Annotated in this window: 29 protein-coding genes; 24 read left to right on the plus strand and 5 right to left on the minus strand. The window is 40.1% G+C overall.

Annotated features, from left to right (window positions below):
- Positions 1 to 105 precede the first annotated feature (105 nt).
- The 6 genes from MKY77_RS05390 to MKY77_RS05415 are packed head-to-tail and all read left to right on the plus strand — an operon-like array spanning position 106 to position 3,357.
- The gene (locus MKY77_RS05390) at positions 106 to 672 is read left to right on the plus strand and encodes a GNAT family N-acetyltransferase (RefSeq protein ID WP_342515667.1); all 567 of its coding nucleotides are present in this window, start codon (positions 106 to 108) and stop codon (positions 670 to 672) included.
- Complete coding sequence (locus MKY77_RS05395; RefSeq protein ID WP_339149964.1) at positions 672 to 1,097, plus strand: NUDIX domain-containing protein; 426 nt, start codon at positions 672 to 674, stop codon at positions 1,095 to 1,097. The genes MKY77_RS05390 and MKY77_RS05395 overlap by 1 nt, the downstream gene beginning before the upstream one ends.
- Positions 1,098 to 1,111: 14 nt before the next feature.
- Complete coding sequence (locus tag MKY77_RS05400) at positions 1,112 to 1,897, plus strand: phosphotransferase (protein ID WP_339149259.1); 786 nt, start codon at positions 1,112 to 1,114, stop codon at positions 1,895 to 1,897.
- Positions 1,898 to 1,912: 15 nt separating this feature from the next.
- Positions 1,913 to 2,680: an aminoglycoside phosphotransferase family protein gene (locus tag MKY77_RS05405; RefSeq protein WP_339149260.1), complete on the plus strand. Its 768-nt coding sequence runs from the start codon at positions 1,913 to 1,915 to the stop codon at positions 2,678 to 2,680.
- A gap of 2 nt (positions 2,681 to 2,682) precedes the next feature.
- Complete coding sequence (locus MKY77_RS05410) at positions 2,683 to 3,129, plus strand: ASCH domain-containing protein (protein WP_339149965.1); 447 nt, start codon at positions 2,683 to 2,685, stop codon at positions 3,127 to 3,129.
- 27 nt (positions 3,130 to 3,156) lie between these two features.
- Positions 3,157 to 3,357, plus strand: coding sequence for a hypothetical protein (locus tag MKY77_RS05415; protein ID WP_339149261.1), 201 nt, complete (start codon positions 3,157 to 3,159; stop codon positions 3,355 to 3,357).
- A 69-nt stretch (positions 3,358 to 3,426) separates the two neighbouring features.
- Here the strand turns inward: MKY77_RS05415 and MKY77_RS05420 are convergent, their stop codons facing one another.
- Both MKY77_RS05420 and MKY77_RS05425 read right to left on the minus strand, forming a co-directional pair.
- Positions 3,427 to 4,074, minus strand: a complete 648-nt coding sequence (locus MKY77_RS05420; protein ID WP_339149262.1) for an NlpC/P60 family protein — start codon at positions 4,072 to 4,074, stop codon at positions 3,427 to 3,429.
- A 126-nt stretch (positions 4,075 to 4,200) separates the two neighbouring features.
- Positions 4,201 to 5,430 (minus strand): MFS transporter, encoded by a 1,230-nt coding sequence (locus MKY77_RS05425; protein ID WP_339149263.1) that lies wholly within the window; start codon positions 5,428 to 5,430, stop codon positions 4,201 to 4,203.
- A gap of 109 nt (positions 5,431 to 5,539) precedes the next feature.
- Between MKY77_RS05425 and MKY77_RS05430 the strand changes: the two genes are divergently transcribed.
- The 11 genes from MKY77_RS05430 (at position 5,540) to MKY77_RS05480 (ending at position 12,845) form a co-directional block, all read left to right on the plus strand.
- Entirely contained in the window at positions 5,540 to 7,267 is a 1,728-nt protein-coding gene (locus tag MKY77_RS05430; RefSeq protein ID WP_339149264.1) for an ABC transporter substrate-binding protein, read from the plus strand.
- 47 nt (positions 7,268 to 7,314) lie between these two features.
- Entirely contained in the window at positions 7,315 to 7,818 is a 504-nt protein-coding gene (locus tag MKY77_RS05435) for a GNAT family N-acetyltransferase (RefSeq protein ID WP_339149265.1), read from the plus strand.
- A 15-nt stretch (positions 7,819 to 7,833) separates the two neighbouring features.
- On the plus strand, positions 7,834 to 8,385 hold the full coding sequence (locus MKY77_RS05440) for a GNAT family protein (RefSeq protein WP_339149266.1): 552 nt from the start codon (positions 7,834 to 7,836) through the stop codon (positions 8,383 to 8,385).
- Positions 8,386 to 8,549: 164 nt separating this feature from the next.
- Entirely contained in the window at positions 8,550 to 9,203 is a 654-nt protein-coding gene (locus tag MKY77_RS05445) for a 2OG-Fe(II) oxygenase (RefSeq protein ID WP_339149267.1), read from the plus strand.
- 19 nt (positions 9,204 to 9,222) lie between these two features.
- Positions 9,223 to 9,441: a hypothetical protein gene (locus MKY77_RS05450; protein WP_342515668.1), complete on the plus strand. Its 219-nt coding sequence runs from the start codon at positions 9,223 to 9,225 to the stop codon at positions 9,439 to 9,441.
- 53 nt (positions 9,442 to 9,494) lie between these two features.
- Positions 9,495 to 9,962: an NUDIX hydrolase gene (locus tag MKY77_RS05455; RefSeq protein ID WP_339149268.1), complete on the plus strand. Its 468-nt coding sequence runs from the start codon at positions 9,495 to 9,497 to the stop codon at positions 9,960 to 9,962.
- Between the two features lie 18 nt (positions 9,963 to 9,980).
- Positions 9,981 to 10,436, plus strand: coding sequence for a hypothetical protein (locus MKY77_RS05460; RefSeq protein ID WP_339149269.1), 456 nt, complete (start codon positions 9,981 to 9,983; stop codon positions 10,434 to 10,436).
- Positions 10,429 to 10,821, plus strand: a complete 393-nt coding sequence (locus MKY77_RS05465; RefSeq protein ID WP_339149966.1) for a group-specific protein — start codon at positions 10,429 to 10,431, stop codon at positions 10,819 to 10,821. The genes MKY77_RS05460 and MKY77_RS05465 overlap by 8 nt, the downstream gene beginning before the upstream one ends.
- A gap of 6 nt (positions 10,822 to 10,827) precedes the next feature.
- Entirely contained in the window at positions 10,828 to 11,292 is a 465-nt protein-coding gene (locus MKY77_RS05470; RefSeq protein ID WP_339149270.1) for a hypothetical protein, read from the plus strand.
- 195 nt (positions 11,293 to 11,487) lie between these two features.
- Positions 11,488 to 12,174, plus strand: coding sequence for a GDSL-type esterase/lipase family protein (locus tag MKY77_RS05475; protein WP_339149271.1), 687 nt, complete (start codon positions 11,488 to 11,490; stop codon positions 12,172 to 12,174).
- Positions 12,175 to 12,248: 74 nt separating this feature from the next.
- Positions 12,249 to 12,845, plus strand: a complete 597-nt coding sequence (locus tag MKY77_RS05480) for a YdhK family protein (protein WP_339149272.1) — start codon at positions 12,249 to 12,251, stop codon at positions 12,843 to 12,845.
- A gap of 54 nt (positions 12,846 to 12,899) precedes the next feature.
- Here the strand turns inward: MKY77_RS05480 and MKY77_RS05485 are convergent, their stop codons facing one another.
- The 3 genes from MKY77_RS05485 to MKY77_RS05495 form a co-directional block, all read right to left on the minus strand.
- Complete coding sequence (locus tag MKY77_RS05485) at positions 12,900 to 13,586, minus strand: response regulator transcription factor (protein WP_339149273.1); 687 nt, start codon at positions 13,584 to 13,586, stop codon at positions 12,900 to 12,902.
- Positions 13,564 to 14,946 carry a HAMP domain-containing sensor histidine kinase gene (locus MKY77_RS05490; RefSeq protein ID WP_339149274.1) on the minus strand — a complete coding sequence of 461 codons (1,383 nt, stop codon included), beginning with the start codon at positions 14,944 to 14,946 and terminating at the stop codon, positions 13,564 to 13,566. Before MKY77_RS05490 ends, MKY77_RS05485 begins: the two co-directional genes overlap by 23 nt.
- Before the next feature lie 118 nt (positions 14,947 to 15,064).
- Entirely contained in the window at positions 15,065 to 15,400 is a 336-nt protein-coding gene (locus MKY77_RS05495; protein WP_339149275.1) for a four-helix bundle copper-binding protein, read from the minus strand.
- A gap of 298 nt (positions 15,401 to 15,698) precedes the next feature.
- On the opposite strand from MKY77_RS05495, the gene MKY77_RS05500 reads away from it, so the two are divergent.
- From MKY77_RS05500 to MKY77_RS05530, 7 genes are all read left to right on the plus strand, one after another.
- The gene (locus MKY77_RS05500) at positions 15,699 to 16,175 is read left to right on the plus strand and encodes a GyrI-like domain-containing protein (RefSeq protein WP_339149276.1); all 477 of its coding nucleotides are present in this window, start codon (positions 15,699 to 15,701) and stop codon (positions 16,173 to 16,175) included.
- A 14-nt stretch (positions 16,176 to 16,189) separates the two neighbouring features.
- On the plus strand, positions 16,190 to 16,618 hold the full coding sequence (locus tag MKY77_RS05505; RefSeq protein ID WP_339149277.1) for a VOC family protein: 429 nt from the start codon (positions 16,190 to 16,192) through the stop codon (positions 16,616 to 16,618).
- 148 nt (positions 16,619 to 16,766) lie between these two features.
- Positions 16,767 to 17,348, plus strand: a complete 582-nt coding sequence (locus MKY77_RS05510; protein WP_339149278.1) for a DUF4256 domain-containing protein — start codon at positions 16,767 to 16,769, stop codon at positions 17,346 to 17,348.
- 224 nt (positions 17,349 to 17,572) lie between these two features.
- A complete protein-coding gene (locus tag MKY77_RS05515) occupies positions 17,573 to 18,571 on the plus strand; it encodes a DUF2268 domain-containing putative Zn-dependent protease (protein ID WP_339149279.1) in 999 nt (332 codons plus the stop codon).
- 43 nt (positions 18,572 to 18,614) lie between these two features.
- Positions 18,615 to 18,800: a DUF4083 domain-containing protein gene (locus MKY77_RS05520; RefSeq protein ID WP_339149280.1), complete on the plus strand. Its 186-nt coding sequence runs from the start codon at positions 18,615 to 18,617 to the stop codon at positions 18,798 to 18,800.
- 119 nt (positions 18,801 to 18,919) lie between these two features.
- Positions 18,920 to 19,285 carry a hypothetical protein gene (locus MKY77_RS05525; protein ID WP_339149281.1) on the plus strand — a complete coding sequence of 122 codons (366 nt, stop codon included), beginning with the start codon at positions 18,920 to 18,922 and terminating at the stop codon, positions 19,283 to 19,285.
- 25 nt (positions 19,286 to 19,310) lie between these two features.
- Entirely contained in the window at positions 19,311 to 19,808 is a 498-nt protein-coding gene (locus tag MKY77_RS05530) for a GNAT family N-acetyltransferase (RefSeq protein WP_339149282.1), read from the plus strand.
- The last annotated feature ends 114 nt before the right edge of the window (positions 19,809 to 19,922 follow it).

Raw genomic sequence — 19,922 nt, forward strand, 5'->3', positions numbered from 1 at the left:
ATATCCGGAAAATTGAGAATATATCCGGATATATGAAGATATATCCGGAAATATGAAGATATATCCGGAAATTTGAGAATATATCAGGAAAAATCAGCATATATCATGAAATTCTTAGATATATCGAGAAAACCAGCAAGAGGGTGTGAGAAACCAGTGAATCATCTCGGCAATCCCTTTATTAAACTTAGAGCACTTCAAGTTCAAGATTTTGATTCAGTCATGAGGTGGAACAAGGATAAAGCTTTTTGCCTTGCGAATGGGTGGGAAACCGGGAGAAGCGAGGATGAGCTGTATGTTTGGTGGATTAATTGTGTAAAAAGACAGTCCCCGGACTTCTTAAGAATGGGAATCCAATATGAATCAAGATTAATCGGGTATGCAGATTTGGCAAACATCAATGGCATTAGCGCTGAGCTTGGCATCGCAATAGGGGAAAGCAGGTTATGGGGACTTGGAGTCGGTACGGAAACGCTGAAGCTATTAATGAATCTTGGAATCGAAAAGTTTGGCACACAAGTATTTGAGGCGGAAACGCATGAGGTCAACGCTCGCTCTAGAAAGATGTTGGGGAATCTAGGATTCACCGAGATTAGTAGAATTGGAAATGAAGAATACATGGGAAAAGAAAGTCAATTGATTCAATACAGGTATAACAGGGGGAATGGATGATGGTACAAACTGAAAAAGTGACACCGAAACACATTATTTCAGCAGCAACGGTTGTTTTGAATGACAAGAATGAAGTCCTTTTAATTAAGGGTCCACACCGTGGATGGGAGATGCCTGGAGGTCAAGTGGAAGAGGGGGAATCATTAAAGGATGCTGCCATTAGGGAAACGAAGGAGGAGTCGGGAATCGATGTGGAAATCGTGAAATTCTGTGGGGTCTTTCAAAATGTCAGTGGCTCCATATGTAACACTCTATTCTTGGCTAGAGCGGTTGGTGGGACTCCGACTACTTCACCGGAGAGTTTGGAAGTTGGTTTTTACCCTGTAGAGCAGGCTTTGGAAATGGTGACTTTTAAGAATTTTAGAGAGCGGATTGAATATTGTTTAAAGGAAGAAATGATTCCGTTTTATATAGAGTTCAATTAACTGGAGTGATCCATATGAAACCAATTCAACTTGTAGAAATACCTACGGAAATAAAAGATCATGTAAGAAACATCCATTCCATCAGCTTCCCCCGCCAAGGATGTACTTCTGATGTAGGTATCATTCAAAGTGACAACGGGCGATATGCTCTAAAACGAACTAAGACACTACAATTCAACGCGTGGCTAAAGAAAGAGATAATGGTATTAAGAAGCTTGAATCAGGAAACCTTATTGCCTGTTCCCAAAGTGGAAAAATTTGTGGAGGTTGATGGACAATCTTGGGCGTTGCTTGAGTATCTGGAAGGGGAAACGGTCAGGGCTGCGTTAACCAAAACCTATAATAGAGGGAAGCGGGAAGAGTTGTTAATAAACTTCGGCAAAGTCGTATTTGATATCCATGCTACCTCGTGTCCGGAAGCCTTAAAGAACGAGAAAATTTGGTTGGATGATATGCTCGATCAAGCAGCATACAATCTTCGAAACTACGAGGTGGATGGTTCGGAACACTTGTTGGAACAAATCAAGGAAAACAGACCTGCTAAAAGGAAACAAACCCTTATCCATGGCGACTTGACGGTAGATAATGTATTAGTACATAACGGGGTAGTCATAGGAATCATTGACTGGAGTGGCGGAGCTCTTGGCGATCCAAGGTACGATGTTTCTTTGGCAATTAGGCCAAAACCAAACGTATTTGAGTGGGAATCCGATAAGTTATGCTTTTTTGAAGGGTATGGAAGCAGCATTCTGACTAAAGGGGATTATGACTATTTCATTAACCTTTATGAGTACTTTTAGAAGGGAGAGTGTGCAATGAACTTAGGGGAGCCAATTGCATCTGGAAACACTGCCAATATCTATCTTTATGAAAATAAAATCATCAAGATCTTTAAGGATCACCTACCAGATACCGAACCTGAATATGAAGCACGTAAACAAATGGTTGCTTATGGAAGTGGCCTTCATGTTCCCAACATAATCGATGTCAGAAAAATAAATGGAAAACAGGCAATCATTATGGAATACGTGAAGGGGGACACACTAGGTGAACTTTTGATAAAGAACATGGACCAAATGGAGTATTATCTAGAGAAGTCCGTTGATATACAAATGGAGATTCATAATGTCCGTGTGGAGGCATTGGAACCTATGTATGAAAAACTCCAACGGCAAATAGAATCTGTTAAAGGTTTGGATGAGAAGATTAAGGGCTCGTTATTAAAAAAATTGGCATCGATGAACGTTGAAAACAGCCTTTGTCATGGAGATTTTCATCTTTATAACTTGATAAAGTCAGGTGATCAGGTGTTCATCATTGATTGGGTTGATGCCAGCGCAGGTGATCCACGGGCAGACGTATGCCGTACATACATATTATATTCCCAAGTTTCAGTAGATATAGCGGAATTGTATCTCGAGTTATATTGCGAGAAAAGTGGTCGGAGTAGAAATGAAATACTTGTATGGGCACCAATCATTGCGGCAGCGAGACTTTCTGAAAATGTCGCAACAGAGGATTCGAATAGGTTAATGATGATGATTGAGAGCGATACAGAAATCCATATTAATGGAGGAGAATAATGATGAATCAAGCATCTTTAAATTACTGGAATAGTTATTGGAAAGAGCAAGAAAAGCCAGAAAGAGTGACTGCATGGCAGTTCGGAGGTAATCCGGACTATCTTGCACAATTAGTGATAGATGGAGTGAAAAAAGCGACATGTTCTGGTTATGCCTTTTATGAAGTAGAAAATGAACCACTTCCCTCGACAGAGGATTATAGCATCGTCTTAAACAGTAAAGACGAACCTGTTGCCATCATCAAAACGGTGGATGTCCAGATCATGCCGATGAACGAAGTACCAGAAGAATTTGCGATATCAGAAGGAGAAGGAGATCGTACATACCAATATTGGTGGGATGTTCATGTAGAGTTCTTTACAGAGGAGTTGCCAAAGATTGGTGAGGAATATTCCGAGGAAATGCTTTTAGTTTGTGAGCGGTTTGAGTTGGTGGATGTTAAGAAGTGAGAAAATAAAGAAAAATGGGGTGGTTACATGGATGTCAAATATTACTGCGACGGTGAGTTAATCTATGAAACTCACACATCTGATTTGAGCGGATTGATGATGGCGATTGAAAAATCCAACAGCATTCATTTCGAAGATGACGCCTATACTTTTGATGCTTTTTTTCTTAACCATTATGAACAAGACGGAATATGGTATGAGGAATTGGTGGTTTATTTGGTCAAGTAAAGCTAATGCTGAAGGATCTGCAAAATACCAAAAAACACACGAGATAGCAACCTCGTGTGTTTAAATCAATTAGTAACGCTTGGCACCGATATATTTGTCCTTCCAGTAGGAGTTTCCAATCACACTTATTGTCACGCCTTCCGTTGATGATGCGTGAATGAACTCCCCATTACCAATGTATAAACCGGCATGGCTCGGGCCGTTTCCTTCCACATCAAAGAACACGATGTCCCCGACAGCTGGAGAGTCTACTTTTGTTCCTTCTGCATATATATCTTTAACCGTTCGAGGAAGGTCTTTGTTTTCTGCTTCCTCAAAAATATAGTTTAAGTAACCGCTGCAGTCAAAGCCTTCTTCTGGTGTTTCCCCACCCCATTGATAAGGTGTACCTTCATATTTCTTCGCCACTTCGACGATGTTTGATTCGTTACTTTCAATGCCTAATGCTTCAAATGTTTCCTCTCCAGCGATTCCATTTTCTTTAATTCCATTATCAGCCTGGAACTTTTTCACGGCATCTGTTGTATATTCTCCATAATATGTAGTTGTTTCGCTATAGCCAAAATATCCTTTTTGGCTTAAGATTTCTTGTAGTTCTTTTACATCCTCATGATACATTCCAGGTTCGAGCGTCTGATCTCCCAGTTCCGCATGACCTATTACCGGATTGAACGCCAATACACCGGCCATTGCTAATCCTGCTGTTAATCGTTTCAAACAATCATCCCCTTATCTATGTAATCTGACCTGTTCCATACTAACAGGCGGAGATGACAGCGAGGTTTTATAGGAGTTACATTGGGATAACAATTAAGATGCTGGAATGTAATATTTACTACTATTCTAGGCTGAATCCATCCCCGCCTCTTCGACGTCCGTATTCAACTTAGACAACCAGCTAAAGCTCCAAGTAACTAACAACGAACATAAACCCAGCACCAAAAATATCACACGGATATCCAAAACCTCCGCCAACATTCCTGTTAAAAATCCCGCTAGTGGTAATGTGCCGAGGCCAAGCATGGAAATCAGTCCATTCACTCTGCCGAAAATTGAGACAGGCACTAGTTTTTGGCGCATAGTTTTAAAGAGTACATTGAACATGATGACAGGGGCACTCTGGATGGCGATGGCAAGCAATAGTGTTTGCCAGTTCCAACTTAATGCGACGGTCATGATGCCAACTGCACTAATCATTATATTGAGCAGCATCAATCGGATGGGATTGCCTTTATCACCGCGATAGTTTACAAAAGCGATGGCTGCTACCTGTGCAATGGCGGCACCAGCGTATACCCAGCCAATCTCCTCAGAGGATAGGAATAATTTTTCCCGAGAAAAGTAGATTAGCATGCTAATCAATGCTCCATTCGACACATTTACCATAAGTACAAGCAATGTAAAGGGGCCCAGGATAGTGTGATTCTTAAGGAAGCTGGCACCAGCCTTCAGTTGGTCCCAAGAATTAGTTTTCCTTTTGGATGGTACTTCTTTGACAAGGAACTTTAGAAAAAGAATCGACAGGGCAATCGGTAAAAATGAAACGGCATCCAACAGCAAAACATGGAAGACCCCGATTTGAGAGATTAAGATACCAGCAAGCATACTACCAAAAAGAACAGAAGTTGTATCGATAAATTGATGGGTGGTATTGACCTTCATCAGTTTTTCTTTCTTGAAAAGCTGCGGGACCACCGTCGAATTCACTACTGAGAATATTGCACCCACGCATGCAATAAGAAAGCCGAGGATGTAAATATGCCATATTTGCAACACACCCAGCATGTGTATCAGTGGAATGATTCCTACAAGTAAACCTTGCAGAAGCGCGCTGAAAAACATAAGCATTCTTCTAGGGAATCGATCTGCAAGCACTCCCGCGATCGGAGAAACGAAAATAAAGGGGAGTGTTTGTACAAAGAACATGACACCCATGCTTGCTGCAGACTGAGTCAGTTCATAAATCAACCAAGGGATGGCAATGATATAGAACTTATCCCCAAGCTTTGATAAAGCAGTACCTGAAAAGTAAAGAATGGCATTTTGCTCACGCCAGATAGTGTGTTTGAACACGGGCTTCACCTCTTATTCTGAGTTATCTTAATTATCAACTTTCTTAAAAGAGAGAAAAAGGGTAAAATTAGAGGAATAATGTCCCCTTTTATAGATGAGGTGTAATCAAATGAAAGATCGTTATTTTCAACTTAGGGCCGAATGGAAACACTTTGAGAAAAATACGCCTTATGAGATGAAACTTGAAGACTTAGAAGCGATTTGGTTCTGTTCACGAAAGAATGCAAAGCGCATTCTTAAGAAACTTGAGTTCGAGGGGCTTCTCCTTTATAAACCAGGACGAGGAAGGGGGAATATTTCACAAATTCAGTATAATTCCACCTTTCAGAATGAGGTTAAATGGTATATGGAGGAATGTGCTGAAGCCGGCGAACTGGATAAAATCGCTGAGATCCTCCGCCTTCCAATCCCTTCGCAGTGGTTGGTGAATTCCTCTTCTGAAATTCGCAAATTGCTTGGATTAAAGCGGGATGAATTGGAATCGAAGGATATCTTACATACGTTTAGAGCAAGGGACATCACCACGCTCGATCCTTTACGGGTATCTGTCTCATTGGAAACTCATCTCATTGAATATTTAGGAGATACACTTGTCCGTTATAACAGTGAAAAAGACTGTTTCGATCCACATATAGCCCATCATTTTCATGCGGACGAGGAGAAAAGGATATGGACCTTTTATTTACGAAAAAGTGTGTATTTCCATCAAGGGGGCAATGTAACGAGCAGGGATGTGGCCTATACAATCAACCGAATGAAAAATAGCCACCACTCCTACTCATGGCTCGCTAGAAACATCACGAAGATTGTCTGTTCCGATCCTCACAAGGTAGAAATTCACCTCGGGCATCCCAACCCATTCTTTTTACGCTATCTCTCCGCCATCCATTTTTGCATTCTGCCGGCAGATATAGAATTTGATGAATACAAATGGATTGGAACAGGTCCATTCCGTCTAAAAGAGAGGACAAAAAACAAACTCGTATTAGAGGCGAATGATGCCTATTTTAAAGTCCGACCACTGATAGATGAAATTCACTTCTACAGAGTGACGAAGGACGCTGCGAAAACCGTTTACCTATCCAGTGAAGCAGAAGTGGGAGAGGTCATCCCTAGTAAGCATAAGATTAAGGATGCGGGTCTTAGGTTACTATCGTTTAATTTAAAGAGGCAAAGTATCATCCAGCATCATTCCTTCCGGGAAGCAATCTATCATCTATTTGATGTGAAGAAGATGGCAAAAGAGCTTGGATGGGAAGTACTGGAGGCTAGAAGCTTTGAAATAGAGAAAGCCTGGCCACACGATAAGGATCCGAGCAGAATCTCTAGTCTACTAGCTGAATCGGGATACAAGGGAGAGACGCTCCATCTGTATCATTTTGAAAACTACCATGCCGTAGTGGAAGCCAAGTGGTTAGAAAAAGAGGCGAAGAATTACGGCATCTCGTTTATGCTATGTCCAATCTCTTTTAAGGAATTTACAGAAACGGAGAAGGAGCATGATCTCGATCTTTTAATCATGGGTCTATCCCTTTCCTTTGATAAACATTTAGCTTTTTCCTATGCCTTCCGTAACAAAGCGCTCCTGTTCAATCGATTGTTTAATAAAGAAGTAGAACAATATATTGATTCGGGATTGAATGCATTCGAAATGGCTGAGGAGAAAGAACATCGATCCTACTTGATGGAAGAAATGGAGCAATATTTACAACAAGAAATAGCACTTATTTTTCTCTACCACCCAGTGGTGACACGTGCGCTTGACCCGATCATAGAGGATGTAGAATCCCATTCTTTTGGACACTTGGACTATACCAAGTTGTGGGTACGGAGTTGAAAGGGGAGTCTTCTTGTAGGGTTTCAATAGTGAAAGAAGGTGAGTTTATGAATGTCTTTCAAACAGAACGTTTAACCTTAAGGGTATTAGAAACAATTGATACAAGAGCCCTTGAAAGAATTTGGGGAGATGAGGAGGTAATGGAACTTTGTACAGGGGCCACTCCTCACGAAAAGTTACCGAAAACAATAGAATACTACGCAAGGTGTCAGGATAAAAAAGGATTATCGGTGTATGCGGTTGTGGAGAAGGCCTCTGGTATTGTCATTGGAACTGCAGGCTTCAATGTGGAAGAAAAGCTTGAAAAAGTGGAGCTGATTTACCATTTTGCCAAAAGCTTTTGGGGAAAGGGATATGCTACCGAAGCGGCTAGGGCATGTGTGGAAATTGCAAAAGCAAATAATGCTGTAAGATGTGTGTTTGCTTCCGCAGATCCAGCTAACAAGGGCTCACTGAAAATACTAGAGAAAATCGGGTTTGAATGTAAAGGCCTGAAATGGTTTGACGATACGAGTCAAGAAGAGCCTTATTATGTGTTGATTATGGAGTAAATGGAGGATTTACTAATGTTGAAGTCAGATAGATTACGTTTGCGAAAGATGGAAAGTATGGACATCGAGCTTTATCATACTTGGAGAAATGACATGGATGTTATGATGACGACAAGTCCATCCCTAGACGTATACACGTTTGAAGAAACTAAGAGTTTTGTAGAGAATGTCATCCTTCCTTCGACTTCTGCCAAAAGTTACATGATCGTAGAAATGGAAAAAAACACTTCTATTGGGGTTACATCCCTGATAAATATTGATAGAAAGAATAGAAATGCAGAGTGCATTATTGATATAGGACAGAAGGAATCCTGGGGAAAGGGTTATGGATCTGAAGCACTAACGCTCATACTAGAATATGCATTTATGGAACTGAACCTTCACCGGGTGAGCCTAAGGGTATTTTCTCATAATGAAAAGGCGATCCACCTTTATACAAAGCTTGGATTTGAAAAAGAGGGAGTCTCGCGTGAAGCGTTATATAGAAATGGCAGGTGGCATGATATTGTGCATATGGGGATGTTAAAAAGCGAATATATGTTGGTGGCTGGAAATAAAAAAAGATAGAATTAAATTCCTCCTCAGTGTAAAATTATCTCAAATCAATTAGATTTAATTTAATGGCAACAGGGGGAAGAAGACAGACAATAGAATACTGTTGACTATCATTTTATAGATTCCGGATTAAATTTTCAGAATATTAATAACACTAAAGAAGAGGTTGATGTTAGTTGGCAAAGAATACAAAGAACGTAACGGTTAAGGAACAGACTATTTTCCCCCATGTTGGTAATAAAATAAAAACAGAAGATAGAGAGATAGCTATCATTGCACGTATGGAAGAGCCACTTGTCGTTGTGCTTTCAAATGTACTTAGCGATGAAGAATGTGAAGAGCTGATTCAATTATCCAAGGATAAAATGAAGCGTTCAAAAGTTGCAAATGGAATGCAAGTAGATGCCATCAGGACAAGCAGCAGTACTTTCTTCCAGGAAGGCGAAAATGAGCTTGTGTCAAAAATAGAAAAAAGAGTTTCGCAGATTATGAATGTGCCGGTGGAACATGGGGAAGGATTGCAAATCCTGAACTATCAGGTTGGCCAGGAATACAAGGCACACTTTGATTTCTTTAAGTCCTCAAACAAGCCGGTAAGTAATCCGCGTATAAGCACACTTGTCATGTATTTAAATGATGTGGAAGAAGGCGGGGAAACATATTTTCCTAAGCTGAAATTATCCGTTTCGCCGCAAAAAGGAATGGCCGTGTATTTCGAATACTTCTATGATGACCAGGAATTGAATGAGTTGACCTTACATGGTGGATCGCCGGTTGTCATCGGGGATAAATGGGCGGCAACGCAGTGGATGAGAAGGAAGAAATACTAGATTTTGAAACGCTGATCTCTTGGGGAGGTTAGCGTTATTTGCATTTATGGCTGAATGTGGAGCTGCCAGGGGAGTTTCAGATCTCGAAATGGGCTTGGTAGGGGATTTATTTTCCGTTAAGCCACTTTTATTTTCCGTTAGGGAAAAATACGAGCCGTACCGCCTGATTTATTTTCCGTTAATAAAAAATACGAGCCGTTCGACAGATCCTCTAAAGTTACGACAAATCCCAAAGTGAAACTTATCCCCCAACCAGTACGTCATACATAAATAGAAAAGGACTGATACCCAATGGATTACATAACACATCTAAGAACAATGGTAGGCAATGAAAAAGTAATTATGGTGGTTGCCGGTGCCTTTGTTTTTGACACAGAAGGAAGCTTGCTCTTACAGCAACGTACAGATAATGCACAGTGGGGACTGCCAGGAGGTTTCATGGAACTTGGGGAGGACATAAGTGATGCCGCGAGAAGGGAAGTCTACGAAGAAACTGGACTTCATTTAAAACACCTTGAGCTCTTTGGAATCTATTCAGGTCCAGAGTATGATAAGACATTCCCAAACGGAGATCAGGTCTCATTAGTGCAAGTACTTTTTACTTGTAAACAATATAATGGAAAACTCGTAAACAGTAATGATGAGTCGCTACGCAATGAGTTTTTTCCTATTCATCGCTTACCAGAAAATATTTTTACCGAGCACAGGGTATTCATTGATGATCTTCTATCGAAAGAGAGTCTGCCTATTGTTAAATAAGAAAGTGGGGGTTTAGTGATGAAAAGGAAAGCGTCATTATTAGGAATTGTTATGGTTTTCATTTTACTGCTGGCTGCGTGTTCTATAGAGGAAAGGAAAATGGCTAATGTGAAAGAGGATATAAAAGAAGCTGTAGTATATGACGCAGAAGAAGTCATGTACCAAATTGTGATTAATGAGATGGAGAGCTTTTCAGAAGTGAGAGTGGATTCTGAAAAGACGCTAAGAAGCCAAGAGGATATAAAAACTATTCAAGATGCTTTCCATCATGCTAAAAAAGAACCTGGTGCAGTCGATATGTCAGATCCCCACTATAAATTTTTGGATTCCTACTACCTCTGGGTCCACGAATCCTCAGGAACAATTATGAACGGAAAGGATACCCATGTCATATATTCTCTTTCCGAGGAAGCGGCAAACGAAGTATATAAATTATTGGAAAGTATTTACGGGGGTAATGACAATGATCAATAAATTCTACATAGCATCAAGCTTCACTAATATAGACAAGGTACGAGAAGTAAGTAGCCTTCTCAAAAATAAAGGCTTCATTCAAACCTATGATTGGACCCAAAACGAACGCGCTGCCACGTTGGAAGACCTAAAAATAATCGGGTCGAAGGAACTTTCAGCCGTGATGGAGGCAGACTTTTTGATTGTCTTGCTGCCCGCCGGAAAAGGCAGTCATATAGAGTTTGGTATTGCCCTTGGTCAAGGAAAAAAGATTTTTCTGTTTTCCGAGAATCATGACCTAGATAATTTTGAAACGACCAGCACTTTTTATCATCTAGAAAACGTTGAAAAGATTAGCGGGATGACTGAAGAACTCGTAAAGAGAGTAAGTCTAGAAAAGGAGTGAATCCACATGCAGGACCTCATCATTAATCTTGTTCTAATCTGTGTAATGGCAAGTCCGATTTTGTACTTCCGAATAGGAAAAAAGAAGATTGCTTGTCTTAATGCGTTTACAGTAGGTCTCTATCTAATCTGTTGGGGAATTGCTATATGGAGGGGAATTTCTTTAGAGATGAATATCATCTCGATCATTTGGATTTCTTCTTTATCAATCTCCATTTTATTATTAATAGTAGCATCAAGTTTTATTTTCTATAAAGTGGCTCCGAATATAAACCGCGTGCTATTACCGTTCATCATGCTGGCCGTATTAATGATCAGTTTCCTTCTGAACAGGCAAAAAATCGTTATGGATGTTTCAATATTTTTTGATATCATCCTCGCATACCTGACCCCTATATTTCTCTTCACTATTTTACTAATCGGAGCTTTCCAATATGACCGAGGAGTTGGCAGGCAAAAAAGAGGGGTATAATCACCAACACTATTATTATCCTAAATATAACGCATCTCCCAGCCAACCTAATGAGTAAAAACCATGCTAGGGATTGTGCAGCCGAAAAGTGGTAGAATAGTAGAGAATTGGCGTAATTTATTGGCAGCCTTTGTTCTGTTGACTATATTGAACTTTGCTATTTTAAACCAACTGTAAAAAATGGAGGAATACTCTATGAAAATCGTATGCATCGGGGACAGCTTAACAGAAGGTAAACCAGGAGTTTCGTTCTTTGATATGTTAAAAAAGAAATACTCAGATATAAAGTTTGTTAACTTTGGGAAAGCAGGAGAAACAGTTAAGAGTTTACATACAAGGCTTACCAAAAATAAATTAGAACAAGATCATGACCTTGCCTTCCTATGGATTGGAGTCAATGATATTTATTCGAGACTGCTGAAGGTACAAGCTCAGCCGATTACTAGGAATTCAGAAGAATTTCGGGAATACTATGAAAACGTACTGGAATTAGTCATGCAATCTTCCAAACAGGTTGTGGTCGTGTCCCCTGCGTTGATCGGGGAAAACATAAATTCCTCCAACAGAGGACTGCTCAATCTTTCCATGATTATTGAAGAAATTTCAAAAGAGCATAAGAACGTAACGTTTATTGATTTGCACCAAGCATTTACAGAGCAGTTAGAAACATTACGTACCACCGATTATCTCAGTACGGGCGTTGGCAGATTAGTGAAGGATGTATTCTTCTACAGAAGCCCCAAACGAGTGGACCGTTTGGCTGCGGAGAGAGGCCTGCATTTGACTATTGATGGTGTTCATCTGAACAGTAAGGGTGCGAACATTGTCGTTGATGAATATGGGAAGGTAATAGATCAGGTCCTCACTAATAGAAATAAGTGAATGTGTGCTTTCTTCATAGTTTCTGCAAACTTTTTGGGTACACTTTGAGTATAGAACTCAGAGGAGGTTATTGTATGAAAAGAAGAAAGCTACTAGGAGTCTTTACAATGGCAGCAGCCATCACATTATCCGGCTGTGCCGCAGGTGATGGGGATGAGGCGGTGCCAAACACTAATCAAGCCAATAATGCAGAAGAAGAATCCCAGGATGGAGGCCACGGTGTTCACTCCGGAATGGATATGTCGGGTTCAGGTGAGGTACCTGAAGGTTTAAAGGAAAAGGAAAACCCAACATTTGAATTGGGAAGCACTGCTACTATAACAGATGCCCACATGCCTGGAATGGAAGGTGCGGAAGCTACCATCGTGGGTGCATATGAGACAACCGTCTACTCTATTTCTTATGACCCGACAGATGGCGGGGAGCGAGTGGAAGATCATAAGTGGATTATCCATGAAGAAGTAAAGGATGCCCAAGAAGAGCCATATAAAGTAGGCGATGAAGTGGAAGTGGATGCCGACCATATGGAGGGCATGCAAGGTGCTACGGCAATCATCGACTCTGCTGAACAAACAACGGTTTATATGGTTGACTTCGCTCTGACAGACATTGGAGAAGAAGTGACAAACCATAAATGGGTGACCGAGAGCGAACTGTCAAAAGAAGAATAGGAAGTGAAAAAGCTTGAAAAGGGTCTAATTATCGACCGTTTCAAGCTTTTTTCTTTAGTGCTGATCATTCCATCTATACCCTACTCCCCAAATGGTTTCCAGGTGTTTATCTACATCAAACCCTGATTTCCGCAATTTGCTTCGAAGATTTCTAATATGCGAGTCAATGGTCCGATTCTCTGTCTCAGCATCGAACTCCCATAAGGATACAAGTAGATGCTCTCTCGAAAACACCTTATCCTGGTTCAAAAGAAAAGTTTCGAGTAGCGCAAATTCTTTTGGTGTAACAGAGATCTTTTCCCCGTTATATTGTACATGGAAAGACGAAGTATTAAGAACCAACCCCTTGAAGCGCAATGAATGGTTAATGGTGTCTACTGCTTTTGCCCGCCTCATCACTGCTTCTATTCTTGCGATAAGTTCGTTCTCATCAAAAGGTTTTGAAACATAGTCATCCGCTCCACTTTTAAGGCCCCTTACGATATCATCTTTATCGTTTCTGGCAGTTACCATGATGACCGGGACATTGGAAGACTTTCTAATTCCTTTTAGGGTTTCCCATCCGTCCATTTTCGGCATCATGATGTCCAGTAAAACAATGTCGACTTCTTCCTTTTCCAAAAAAACTATGGCATCCATGCCTGACTGAAATTGGAAGCACTCAAACTGATACGGAGTCAGATAAAGTGTTAACAAATCAAGCATTCTTTTTTCATCATCAATCAGTAAAATTCGTCTCATCTTCGCTCTCCCTTAATAGAATGGTGACAGCAGTACCATTATATTGTTCACTCTTAATAGACAGAGTTCCGCCATGGGCTTCCACAAGTTCCTTAACAATAGCCAGTCCGAGCCCGACTCCACCTGTCAAACGAGAACGGGATTTTTCCACACGGTAAAATCGATCAAGAACAAAGGAGATATCTTCTTCTGGGATACCTTTTCCCTCATCCTGGATTGTTAGAAAGCACTCTTTCCCTCTTTTATTTAGTTGAATGGTTGTGGTAGAGCCTGCTGAAGAATATTTCCTTGCATTGTCTAGTAAGTTCAAAACGATTTGTTCGAACCGTCTAGGATCTATATGTGAATCAAAGTTTTTGACAACATCCAACTTTAAGTCGATCCCGGCATTATCAAAGGCAGGCCGTGCTCTTTCGAAAATTGGTAGGATGAATTCTTCCATGTTCCTTCTTTGTGTTTGAATGGAAAAAGTATTCTGGTCCATTTTTGCCAGTTCAAATAAATCTTCGAGCATACTTGATACCCGTGTGGATTCCTCGTGAATAATATGTAGGTATTCCAACCGGGCTGATTCTTCCAAATTCGGTTTTTTTCCTAGTTCAGCATACCCCTTAATATAAGTCAACGGTGTCCGCAATTCATGAGAGATGCTTGCGAGAAACTCCTTTCTCTCCTTTTGCAAATGATTCAAGTGATTGGCCAAAAATTGAATGGATTCGGCTAATTCCCCAAGCTCATCTTTCGTTTTCATAGGTAATTTCACCGTAAAGTCCCCGTTGCTAATCTTTTGGGTAGCATCTTTCATTCTGATTAACGGCTTGGTGAGCAATTTTATTAGAATGATATTTGTTACCAGTAAAAAAAGCATAATAATAACTACTGCTATGGCAAAGTGCTGGTTCAATTGCTGAATGACCTTCTGTAGAGAATCGGTGCTTTTTAGCATATAAACATAGCCTGTAGAACCTTCCTCTGTACGAAAAGGGGAGACAGTTGCAATAAATGATTCCTGTCTCCAATCGTCTTGAACCACGCCATCTCCGGTCTCGGGAGCCTCTTTGTTTAAGTAATGCGGCAGGTTGCTCATTTGCATAGATGAATCAATAACTGAGCCGTTCTCATCCATTATTATGACCTCGGTATCTGTGTTTGACTCCATCAACACAATATGTTGAAGCGTGTCAGGGGTAATGGAGGTCAACAAGACATCCCGATGGCTATTTCCCCTTGCCAACAAAGAATCCAATTCTTCTTTTACTAGCGAATCGACCACATGTCTGTGTAGAACTAACATGGATACGGATTCAATAATTAGTAGGCATATAAAAAACCATAAACCGAGTTTAGTAGAGAATTTCATAACGGTTCTCCTATATCTTAAAAAGTATGTACTATCAGTTTATCAAGAAATTATTAAGAAAGTATGCAGAAATAATTAAAAAACGCGCCATCTATATGACGCGTCCAGATAATCAATATTAATTGCTGATCATTTCCCGACAGGCTGCCGCGCAACGTCTGCATGCTTCCGCACATTTTTGGCAGTGGTCATGAGTATGCTTTCTGCATTCCTCTGAACATGCCTCGCATATTTCTGCACACAGGTTGCAAATCTGCTCCAAAAAAGGACTGTTGGATTGGAGTGCTCTTGCTGTAAGTGCACAAATATCCGAGCATTCCCTATCCAGTCGGATGCAGGCCGCCATCATATTTACGTCCTCTTCGTTCAAACAAGCATCAAAGCAAGTATTACACGCCTCCATACAAGCCAAGCATTCTTCTAAACATTTCTGGTGTTGTTCATTACTCAACATAGTTAAAAACTCCTTTCTAAAAGTTAGTCTCTGTATTTGTTTACCCATCACAAACATATAGAAACGAGAGAAGGGAAACTCCATAAAAACTGCACAGTTTCGTAATTACTTCTGGCCATCGAGTTCTAGTCGATCGAAACTGGCCAAGGGGCAATTCCAAAGAGTATGCCAACCTTGATGCTTGGGAAAAGAGGTTTATCAAAAGAAGTAAGCCTCTTCTTTATTTTGAAAAAAAGAATTGAATATCACTGAATATTTTGAAATAATTTACAATAGGTAGAAATAGGGGGTTCACACAATGAAATTGAAAATGATATCTGAACCAAAAGTCAAAATGTTCCACGAACTCAAACTGGTTGGTTACCGAGTTTTATGTGCAGGGGAAAAATATGCAGATGAAATACCACAAGCATCTATAAAACTGTCAACTCGCCTTCAGGAAATAAAGAACGTGAAGAATAGGGAGATCCAATATGGAGTTTTCATTGTTGATGCCAAAAACGAACGGGAAGAGGGATATTGGTTGATGGTGGAAGTGGAGCATTTTGAAGATATACCTGAAGAGATGGTCACGCTTGTCATTCCTTCTCAAAAATATGCCGCCGCAAAATATGAAGGACCGAACAAAGGTATTTTTGAAGCGTATGAAGAATTACATAATTGGTCTGCAGAACAAGGGTACAAAAGGCTAAAGGAAAAATGGCATGTAGAGCTACTTGAAACCTGGGAAGATCCAAATAATCTGGTAGTTGAATTGTTGGATACGATTGAATAAAAGGGGGAGTTAAAATGGGAGAGAAATTATGGAGAGTTGGTACGACCTATATTCCTGTAAAGAATGTAGAAGAGTCTGCTGATTGGTATGTAAGTAAGTTGGAAGCGGAATTGAACTACCAAGATCAAGACAAAGCAATTATTAATCTTGCAGAGCAAAGTCTTTTCCTTGTAAAAGCGTCTGCGAACCAGACTGCAAACTTTACAGATGTGAACGGAAATGTACGTTTTTCACTAACATTTGAGGTCGATGGCATATCGGCGTTAGAGAAACTTCATGATGAATTTCGCCAAAAAGGAGTAAAAGTGGGAGATTTGGAAAACAGAGGACATGCAGGGAGAAATTTTGTGTTTGAAGACCTAGATGGCAACAGGTTTGATGTATGGAGTGAACTTAGTCCGATATTTAAAGAGAAATATTTTACTAGCCATAGGGGAGAATAAATGACCCTAAGTCCTATTCGATATGGAGCATGGACAGTCCTTTAAGATCCGGATGGAAATAGGCATATTTTGTGTGAGTGTTAGGTTCTAATGAAACTTTTTGGTAAACTAAAGATTATTACTTCAATAAAAAAAGGGGGTAATTTTTTTGACAAAAACAAATGAAACCAGTAATAAGCTGGAGTTGTCATTTGAGCAACAAGAAGAATTACTAGTAGCGATGAAAACTCGATTTGAAAAAAATATGAATCGGCATGAGGGGATGGAATGGGAAAAAGTCCAAGCTAAACTCGAGGCTAACCCTCAAAAGTTGTGGTCACTCTTTGAAATGGAACGTACCGAAGGGGAACCGGATGTGATTGATTATGATGAAGAGAAGGACGAGTACCTGTTCTGCGATTGCGCAAAAGAGAGTCCAAAGGGTCGCAGAAGTGTTTGTTATGATCGTGCAGCACTGGAGGCAAGAAAGAAACATAAGCCTGAAAACAGTGCGATGGATATGGTTGAATCCATGGGAATTGAACTGTTGACAGAAGAACAGTATCGAGGGTTACAAAAGCTCGGGGAATTCGACTTGAAAACGTCAAGCTGGATACAAACACCAGACGAGATTAGAAAACTTGGCGGAGCATTATTTTGCGACCGTCGCTACAATCATGTTTTTGTGTACCATAATGGAGCTGATTCTTATTATGGGGCTCGAGGGTTTCGAGGGTTGTTAAGGGTTTAAATAAAAATGCTACTTTTAATAGACGTAGAAGTTATATTTCTTCTGCGTCTTTTCTTTTTCTATATTAGGAAAAAGAATGTGAAAATCTGAAAACAATTCTGTTTAAGACTCGTATATAAGGTATCTACTTAAGGAGGTACTGTTTAGGTTCAGGGAGGAGAAGGTGGATGATGGAATAGAAAAGTGAAATCATTTTATAGAAATAAACAAAGGGGAATAAAAAAATGAAAAAATGCCTGTTTGGTATATTGTTGTTTTTAGCAGGGTGTGAAAGTACAGCGGAGAAGGTAGACCTAGCGGCAGAAGCAGTGATAGAAAAAGAAGTGCAGGAAAAAGTGATGTTAGAACATGGAACCGTGGAGACATATAGCACCAATGGACAAACATTTGAGATCATCCCCTATCATCAACCATATCTTGATTTCATGGAAGAGCTGGAAGAGACGGAGGGGGATCGAAAGGAACTGTTCTTAGCCCATGTTGTGAAGCCCTTCAGCAAAGAAATCTATGGACATGATTATTTCGGAAATGATGATCCGTATTATGCACCCCCAAGTAATACAGCTAAGTTGAGAGAGATGATTAAACATCTGGATAATCAGCATCCTGAGATTAGTAGATTTATAAAAGAGGGGCTAGAGGACTCGACAACTTTGCTGACTGGAAGTGAGAAGGTCAGAATTTATATTCAGCCACATAGTCCTGACTTCAGTTACTTGGAGATGTCTGGTGTCCTTGCCTTTGCTGCAGATAAGGATGTCATGGTCCTGCAAATCGATCCGAGGAAATATACGGAAAAAAGTATTAAACAAACCATTGCACATGAATTTCATCATGTAGTGACAATGGAAGTGTCCGACTGGGGCATGCGCAAACATCATCTTTTAGACAGGGTAATCATGGAAGGAAAGGCAGACACCTTTGGAAAAGCGGTGTATGAAGATTACGAGGTTCCTTGGATTGAACCTCTAAGTCCTGAGGCGACAAACAAAGTTTGGAGTTTCATTGAGGAAAATAAGGGATCCTATGATATGGAAAATGTGACAATGCTCCATTTGGGTCGCCCTTCATCAGGCATTCCTAAGTGGTCTAACTACAGAATCGGTTATCGGATCATGAAGGATTTCTTGGAAAGGAATCCTGACGTTACTATAGAAAAATGGACTGAAATGAGAGCGGAAGAGATTTTGGAGTTAAGTGGATTTGAAGAGGAGAGTAGGTAGAAACAGATAGCCTTCTCTCGAGGTATACGGATATGTAAGGAGGATGACAGTGATGGGTGAAATGATTATTCAGGTAGTTGTTTTTGGACTGTTAATAGTAGGGAGTATTTCTTTTACTCTATTTATCAGAAGACTGCTAGTTAATGCGTCTTATAAAAATAAAAGATTGTATAATATCGAGAAGAAGTTGGACGCAATTATTGAGAAAATGGAAAACGATAAACATTAATAGAAAAAAGTTTTATAGAAAACTAATTGCATGTTGGAGGAGGAGTTCCCATGCTGCAAAGAAAGATAATCTCAGCATCTATTTCCGGTTCTGTTTAGGTATTGTTGCTGGGATTGTTTTTGCCTTCTTTTTTTGGCGAAAGCACTACGTATGAGTCTTATACAGGTCACCTTTTGTTAGGTATATTCTTAAGCTATTCAGTAATTTTTACATACGGGATTCTGGCATCCATAACAAGCGATAAGATTGGTGAACTTATTTCCATAAAAGCTGAAGAAAAAAAGGCGGAAATCATTGTATCGGGTGCTTTGCATATGGTTTTTGGCGTGATTTTATTCTGGTTTAGTCTCGTGCCAGCCGCTATGATGTTTATAATAGATTGGATCCTTAAAATGAAGCGTGAAAAATATGAATCGAAATTTGCTTTCTTGAGCATGTCCATTCCCTTGACCTTCGGAATTTCCGCAAGGTTGTTTTTAACTTAGCAGTTGAATAAAGGAGAGAGCCCCTATGGAAATAAGACGATTAACAGCAACTGATGCGAAAAGTTATAGAATCATTAGGCTGGAGGCACTAAAAAACAACCCAGAAGCTTTCAGCTCCAGTTATGAAGAGGAATTAGAGTATTCTTCTGAAATATATGAAGGTAGGTTGTCCAGCGAGCACATTTACACCTTTGGAGCATTTGTGGAAAAAAGGTTGGTGGGTACTGTCACCTTGATATGTGAAACCAAAATGAAAATCAAACATAGAGCTACAATTGTGGCGATGTACGTATTACCTGAACAGAGAAAATCAGGTGTTGGAAAAGAACTCATGAACGAGGCAATCACCAAGGCAAAGGAACTAAAGGAAATAGAACAAATTTATCTAGCGGTTACAGCAAGCAACGAACCTGCGAAACGCCTTTATGGTTCACTCGGTTTCGTTACTTATGGAGTGGATAGGAACGGGTTGAAAATAGGCGCTACATATTTTGATGAGGATTTGATGGTGTTAATGTTATAAAAATTCAGAATGGAACTTGTTTCACTAAGAGGTGAGTTCTTTTTATGACTGGTTAAATGGATGCTTAAAAAAAGAAATGAACAGCTAATTACTTCGCTGAACATTTCTTTTTTA

The sequence above is a fragment of the Sutcliffiella sp. FSL R7-0096 genome (genome assembly GCF_038595065.1).
Classification (GTDB): domain Bacteria; phylum Bacillota; class Bacilli; order Bacillales; family Bacillaceae_I; genus Sutcliffiella_A.

What these genes read in the sequence shown, in the direction of transcription:
- MKY77_RS05495 (WP_339149275.1), bottom strand. Translation starts at nt 15,400, where the DNA reads ATGTTGAGTAATGAACAACACCAGAAATGTTTAGAAGAATGCTTGGCT.
- MKY77_RS05400 (WP_339149259.1), top strand. Translation starts at nt 1,112, where the DNA reads ATGAAACCAATTCAACTTGTAGAAATACCTACGGAAATAAAAGATCAT.
- MKY77_RS05415 (WP_339149261.1), top strand. Translation starts at nt 3,157, where the DNA reads ATGGATGTCAAATATTACTGCGACGGTGAGTTAATCTATGAAACTCAC.
- MKY77_RS05410 (WP_339149965.1), top strand. Translation starts at nt 2,683, where the DNA reads ATGAATCAAGCATCTTTAAATTACTGGAATAGTTATTGGAAAGAGCAA.
- MKY77_RS05430 (WP_339149264.1), top strand. Translation starts at nt 5,540, where the DNA reads ATGAAAGATCGTTATTTTCAACTTAGGGCCGAATGGAAACACTTTGAG.
- MKY77_RS05500 (WP_339149276.1), top strand. Translation starts at nt 15,699, where the DNA reads ATGAAATTGAAAATGATATCTGAACCAAAAGTCAAAATGTTCCACGAA.
- MKY77_RS05530 (WP_339149282.1), top strand. Translation starts at nt 19,311, where the DNA reads ATGGAAATAAGACGATTAACAGCAACTGATGCGAAAAGTTATAGAATC.
- MKY77_RS05405 (WP_339149260.1), top strand. Translation starts at nt 1,913, where the DNA reads ATGAACTTAGGGGAGCCAATTGCATCTGGAAACACTGCCAATATCTAT.
- MKY77_RS05440 (WP_339149266.1), top strand. Translation starts at nt 7,834, where the DNA reads ATGTTGAAGTCAGATAGATTACGTTTGCGAAAGATGGAAAGTATGGAC.
- MKY77_RS05515 (WP_339149279.1), top strand. Translation starts at nt 17,573, where the DNA reads ATGAAAAAATGCCTGTTTGGTATATTGTTGTTTTTAGCAGGGTGTGAA.
- MKY77_RS05505 (WP_339149277.1), top strand. Translation starts at nt 16,190, where the DNA reads ATGGGAGAGAAATTATGGAGAGTTGGTACGACCTATATTCCTGTAAAG.
- MKY77_RS05480 (WP_339149272.1), top strand. Translation starts at nt 12,249, where the DNA reads ATGAAAAGAAGAAAGCTACTAGGAGTCTTTACAATGGCAGCAGCCATC.
- MKY77_RS05455 (WP_339149268.1), top strand. Translation starts at nt 9,495, where the DNA reads ATGGATTACATAACACATCTAAGAACAATGGTAGGCAATGAAAAAGTA.
- MKY77_RS05485 (WP_339149273.1), bottom strand. Translation starts at nt 13,586, where the DNA reads ATGAGACGAATTTTACTGATTGATGATGAAAAAAGAATGCTTGATTTG.
- MKY77_RS05490 (WP_339149274.1), bottom strand. Translation starts at nt 14,946, where the DNA reads ATGAAATTCTCTACTAAACTCGGTTTATGGTTTTTTATATGCCTACTA.
- MKY77_RS05470 (WP_339149270.1), top strand. Translation starts at nt 10,828, where the DNA reads ATGCAGGACCTCATCATTAATCTTGTTCTAATCTGTGTAATGGCAAGT.
- MKY77_RS05520 (WP_339149280.1), top strand. Translation starts at nt 18,615, where the DNA reads ATGACAGTGATGGGTGAAATGATTATTCAGGTAGTTGTTTTTGGACTG.
- MKY77_RS05395 (WP_339149964.1), top strand. Translation starts at nt 672, where the DNA reads ATGGTACAAACTGAAAAAGTGACACCGAAACACATTATTTCAGCAGCA.
- MKY77_RS05460 (WP_339149269.1), top strand. Translation starts at nt 9,981, where the DNA reads ATGAAAAGGAAAGCGTCATTATTAGGAATTGTTATGGTTTTCATTTTA.
- MKY77_RS05475 (WP_339149271.1), top strand. Translation starts at nt 11,488, where the DNA reads ATGAAAATCGTATGCATCGGGGACAGCTTAACAGAAGGTAAACCAGGA.
- MKY77_RS05435 (WP_339149265.1), top strand. Translation starts at nt 7,315, where the DNA reads ATGAATGTCTTTCAAACAGAACGTTTAACCTTAAGGGTATTAGAAACA.
- MKY77_RS05390 (WP_342515667.1), top strand. Translation starts at nt 106, where the DNA reads ATGAAATTCTTAGATATATCGAGAAAACCAGCAAGAGGGTGTGAGAAA.